The organism is Streptomyces murinus, assembly GCF_002154555.1.
GTDB lineage: Bacteria > Actinomycetota > Actinomycetes > Streptomycetales > Streptomycetaceae > Streptomyces > Streptomyces murinus.
In genome coordinates this window covers 1-5,013 of the sequence record NZ_MUNF01000234.1, presented here as the reverse complement: position 1 = coordinate 5,013, position 5,013 = coordinate 1, and the positions used below count along the sequence as shown (strand labels likewise).

5 protein-coding genes are annotated in these 5,013 nt (G+C 72.8%); 4 read left to right on the top strand and 1 reads right to left on the bottom strand.

Annotation, left to right across the window (positions count from 1 at the left end; genetic code table 11):
- Nucleotides 1-1,048 (bottom strand): HtaA domain-containing protein (locus CCN72_RS15750; protein WP_086808057.1); only part of this gene is annotated, 1,048 nt, incomplete at its 3' end.
- 138 nt (nt 1,049-1,186) lie between these two features.
- Here CCN72_RS15750 and CCN72_RS15745 point away from each other — a divergent pair.
- From CCN72_RS15745 to efeO, 4 genes are all read left to right on the top strand, one after another.
- The gene (locus tag CCN72_RS15745; RefSeq protein ID WP_167408682.1) at nt 1,187-2,155 is read left to right on the top strand and encodes a heme/hemin ABC transporter substrate-binding protein; all 969 of its coding nucleotides are present in this window, start codon (nt 1,187-1,189) and stop codon (nt 2,153-2,155) included.
- A complete protein-coding gene (locus tag CCN72_RS15740; protein WP_086808055.1) occupies nt 2,152-3,234 on the top strand; it encodes a FecCD family ABC transporter permease in 1,083 nt (360 codons plus the stop codon). Before CCN72_RS15745 ends, CCN72_RS15740 begins: the two co-directional genes overlap by 4 nt.
- Nucleotides 3,231-4,073 (top strand): heme ABC transporter ATP-binding protein, encoded by an 843-nt coding sequence (locus CCN72_RS15735; protein ID WP_086808054.1) that lies wholly within the window; start codon nt 3,231-3,233, stop codon nt 4,071-4,073. The genes CCN72_RS15740 and CCN72_RS15735 overlap by 4 nt, the downstream gene beginning before the upstream one ends.
- 90 nt (nt 4,074-4,163) lie before the next feature.
- Nucleotides 4,164-5,013 (top strand): iron uptake system protein EfeO (gene efeO / locus CCN72_RS15730; protein WP_086808053.1); only part of this gene is annotated, 850 nt, incomplete at its 3' end.

The window sequence follows — 5,013 nt, the reverse complement described above, 5'->3', positions numbered from 1 at the left end:
TTCCTCTTGTGACCTTCACCGGGGTGAAGTCCTTGGCGGTGAAGGTCACAAGAGGAACCTTCTTGCTGGTGGCGTCCGCCGTGCTGACATCGGCGTAGAGGGTGCCCTTGCCGTCGCGGACGGCGACCTGGATCGCACTGAAGCGCAGGTCCAGATCGTGCTTGCCGGTGAAGCGGATCGCGCCCCGGAAGCGGGCGGTCAACTCGCCCTTGGAGTACGTGCCCTGACCGCCCGTGAAGCGGAAGAGGGCACCGCCGTCGCGGGCGCCGTCGGTGAGCTTCCACGCGCCCTGGGCGATGTCGCCGGTGACGTACTCGCGGAAGGTGCGGCGCACGCCCCAGTCGACGGCGCCGTCCACGAGGGCGCCGGGTGCGGTGGGCTTCTTGTGCCCGGCGGTCTTGGACGGGGTGGGCGAAGGCGAGCCGGCGGGCTCGACGTCGACCGCGAGGCTCACCGGGTCCAGCGCGGTGCCGGCCGTGTAGTACCCGGCGAAGGACGTGGCGCCCTGGGCGGTGAGGGTGGCGGGCACGTTGTTCAGGACGACCTCGCCGCCCGCGCCGCGCATGTCGATGCCGCGCAGCGAGAGGGAGGCGAAGGGCACCTGTGTGGACGCCGTGACCGCCCCGGTGCCCTTCGCCTTGCCGGTGACGTCCAGATAGAGCGTGCCGGTGCTGCCGGAGATCCGGACGGTGGGACGGCTGAGGGTGAGGTCGAGCTGGTAGCCGCCGTCGCTCGCGCGGTGGCCGACGAAGCGGACCCCGCCGGCGAAGGAGGCGCCGAGTCTCCCGGTGTCGCCGTCGTAGCTGCCGGTCGCCGAGGGGAAGCGGAACTGGCTGCTGCCCACGGTGCCGGCGCCCCCGGTGAGGGAGTAACCGCCGTGCGCGATGGGCCCGGTGACATAGCTCTGGAAGGAGGATTTCACTCCCCAGTCGAGCCGTCCCCCTTGCACGGTACGGCTCGCGGCGTGCGCGGTACCGGCCGGGAGCAGCAGGGCTCCCAGGACGGCCGTGCACACCACGGTGACCAGGGCACGAAGGCGCGCGGGCATGGGAATCCTCCGGAAACGACGGCCGGTAGCGAACTAAGGTAAGGCTAACCTAAACTTCGCCCGGGGGATCAAGATGTCGACCGAAGGGAACGGGACGAGGCCGTGAGACGGTTCCGCACACAACTGGCGGGGACACTGATGTCCTTGGCCGTACTCCTCGCGGGCGCCACCGGATGCGGAGGCTCCCCGAAGGCCGCCGCGCAGGCCCCGGCGGCCGCCGCGGCCGACCGGGTGGAGCCGCTGAAGGACACCCCGGTGCCGCGGCTGCCGGTCACGGTCGCCTCGGCCGACGGGCGGAAGGTGACCGTGCGCGAGGCGCGCCGGATCGTGCCGCTGTCCGGCAGCCTCAGCGAGATCGTGTTCACCCTCGGGCTGGGCGAGCGGGTCGTGGCACGGGACATCACCGCCACCTTCCAGCAGGCGGCGAAGCTCCCGGTCGTCACCCGCAACCACGATGTCTCCGCCGAGAGCGTGCTGTCCCTGAAACCCGATCTGGTCATCGCCGAGACGACGTCCGGGCCCGGGGAGGCCGTCGACCAGATCCGCGCGGCCGGGGTCCCGGTGCTCGTCGTCGCCCCGGCCAAGGGACTGTCCGATGTGGGCCCGCGCATCGAGACCGTGGCCCGTGCCCTGGGCGTCCCGGCCGCCGGGAAGGAGCTGGCCCAGCGCTCGGAGGCACGGATCGCCGCCGTGCGCAAGGAGATTCCGGCGCACAAGGACAAGCCCCGGGTCGCTTTCCTCTATCTGCGCGGCTCGGCCTCCGTCTATCTCATCGGCGGCAGGAACTCGGGCGCGACCTCGCTGCTCGAAGCCGCCGGAGCGGTGGACGCCGGAGCCGCGTCCGGGCTGACCAAGGACTTCACCGCCATCACCGCCGAGGCGCTCGCCAAGGCCGCGCCGGACGCGATCCTCGTGATGACCAAGGGACTTGAGTCCGTGGGCGGCGTCGACGGCCTGGTGAAGATCCCGGGAGTCGCCGAGACACCGGCCGGGATGCACCGCAGGGTCGTCTCCGTCGAGGACGGGGTGCTGCTGAACTACGGGCCGCGCACCGACCAGGTGCTGGCGACCGTGGTGCGCCAGCTCTACGGGGGCGGGGACAAGTGACCGTGCTCGACAAACCGGCCGAGCGTACGGCGCCCGCCCCGGCGCCCGCCCGGCGCGGTACCGCCTGGCTGCTGACCGCCGCCCTGATCCTCGCCCTGCTGGTCCTGGTGCCGCTGGCCGGGGGCCTCGGCGCCTACCCGATCCCGGTCGCCGACGTAATCGGCTCGGTGCTGCACCGGGCGCACCTCGGCGGGACGGCACTGGACCAGGTCGCCGAGTCGGTGCTGTGGAACGTGCGGTTCCCGCGGATCGTGCTGGCGCTGCTGGTCGGCGCCTCGCTGGGCTGCGCGGGGGCGCTGATGCAGGGCGTGTTCGGCAATCCGCTCGCCGAACCGGGTGTCATCGGCGTCTCCTCGGGCGCGGCGGTGGGCGCGGTCGCCGCGATCGCGTTCGGCCTGGACTTCCTCGGGATGTGGACCGTGCCGGTCCTCGCCTTCTGCTCCGGTCTCGGCACGGTGCTGCTCGTCTACGCCATGTCCCGCTCCGGCGGCCGTACCGAGGTGGTGACGCTGATCCTCACCGGGATCGCGGTGAACGCCTTCGGGGGCGCGCTGATCGGTCTGTTCCTCTTCTTCGCGGACACCGCCGCCGTGAACCAGATCACCTTCTGGCAGCTCGGCTCGCTGTCCCAGGCGACCTGGCCGAAGGTGCTCGCGGTGCTGCCCTGCGCGCTGCTCGGCCTCGGCGTCGCGCCGCTGTACGCGCGCCGGCTGGACCTGCTGGCGCTCGGCGAACGCCCGGCCCGGCATCTGGGCGTGGACGTGGAGCGGCTGCGCCTCGTCCTGGTCCTGGTGATCGCGCTGCTGACGGCGGCGGCGGTCAGTGTCGCGGGGATCATCGGCTTCGTCGGCCTGGTCGTCCCGCATCTGCTGCGGATGATGGCGGGTCCCGGCCACCGCTTCCTGGTGCCGGGCAGCGCCCTGCTCGGCGCGCTGGTGCTGCTCGCCGCCGATCTGGTCGCGCGCACCGCCGCCGCCCCGGCCGAGCTGCCCCTCGGCGTACTGACCGCCCTGATCGGCAGCCCGTTCTTCTTCCTGCTGCTGCGCAGGACCCGGCGCAGGCAAGGGGGTTGGGCATGAGCGCCCTGTTCGACCGGGCCCGGACACGGCTGCGCCGCCTTCCCGCCCCGCCCGCTCCGCCCGCCCCTGGTGAGGTGCTCGCCGAGGCCGAGGGCCTTCAGGTACGGCTGGGCGCCGGGCCGGTGCTCAAGGGGGTCGACGTGGACGCCCGGGCCGGTGAGGTGCTGGCGCTCGTCGGGCCCAACGGGGCGGGAAAGTCGACCCTGTTGGGCGCGCTCGCGGGGGATGTCCCGGCCGCCGGGGGTGTCGTACGACTGCACGGGCGGCCGGTCGCCGGGTGGACGGCGGCCGAACTCGCGCTGCGCCGGGCGGTGTTGCCGCAGTCGGCGGCGCTGGCCTTCCCGTTCAGCGTGGCGGAGGTCGTGCGGATGGGCCGGGCGCCGCACGCGGCCTCGCCCGCCGAGGACGACCTCGCCGTCGCTCAGGCGATGGCGGCGACCGAGGTCACCGGCTTCGCCGGGCGGCCGTTCGGCGCGCTCAGCGGCGGCGAGCGGGCCCGGGTCGCGCTGGCCCGGGTGCTGGCCCAGCGCGCCCCGCTGCTGCTGCTCGACGAGCCGACCGCCGCGCTCGACCTCAAGCACCAGGAGGCGGTGCTGCGGCTGTGCCGGGAGCGGGCGCGGGCCGGGGACGCGGTAGTGGTCGTGCTGCACGATCTGGCGCTCGCGGCGGCCTACGCGCACCGGGCGGTCGTCCTGCGCGGCGGCCGGGTCGCGGCGGCGGGACCACCGGCGGAGGTGTTCACCGAGCCCCTGCTGTCCGAGGTGTACGAGCACCCGGTGGAGGTGTTCCCCCATCCCCGCGGCACCGGCGTCGTCGTCGGTCCGCGCCGTATGGCGTGAGATCCGGATCACGCACCCGGAGGGTATGAGAAGGGTAAGGCTCAGGTAAGTTAGGGCAGCCTCACCACACTGGATCGTCAGGGAGTCCGCATGCGTGCCGTCCGTCCGACCGTCATCGCCGCCGTCACCGCGGCCGCACTGACCGCCCTCTCGGCCTGCACCGCCAAGAGCGAGGCCAAGGACGGCGACGCCATCCAGGTCACCGCCGCGGACTCGACGTGCGACACCTCCGCCACGTCGGTCCCGGCGGGCCAGGTCACCCTGAAGATAGAGAACAAGGGCGCCAAGGCCACCGAGGTGGAGATCCTGTTCCCGGACGACCGGATCGTCTCCGAGAAGGAGAACATCGGCCCGGGCACCAAGTACACGCTGACCGCCGAGGTGAAGGCGGGGTCGTACGAGATAGCCTGCCGCCCCGGTATGAAGGGCCACGGCGTCCGGCAGAAGCTCACCGTCACCGGTGGCTCGGCGGCGGCGAAGCGGGACCCGAAGCTGGACCAGGCGGTCGCCGAGTACCGGCAGTACGCGCAGGACCAGGCCGACGCCACCGTGCCGCTCGCCCAGAAGTTCGCCGACGCGATCAAGGCCGGCGACCTCGCCGCCGCCAAGAAGGCGTACGCCCCCTCGCGTCTGGGCTGGGAGCGCACCGAGCCGGTCGCGGAGTCCTTCGGTGACATCGACCCGAAGACCGACACCCGCGCCGACGGCCTGGAGAAGGGCCAGAAGTGGACCGGCTGGCACCGGCTGGAGAAGGCCCTGTGGGCCGACAAGAAGATCGGCGCCGAGGAGAAGGCCCTCGCCGACCAGCTGGTGAGCGACCTCAAGGACTGGCAGCGGCGGGTCGGCAAGGCCGAGATCACCCCGACGTCCATGGCCAACGGCGCCAAGGAGCTGCTGGACGAGGTCGCCACCGGCAAGGTCACCGGTGAGGAGGACCGCT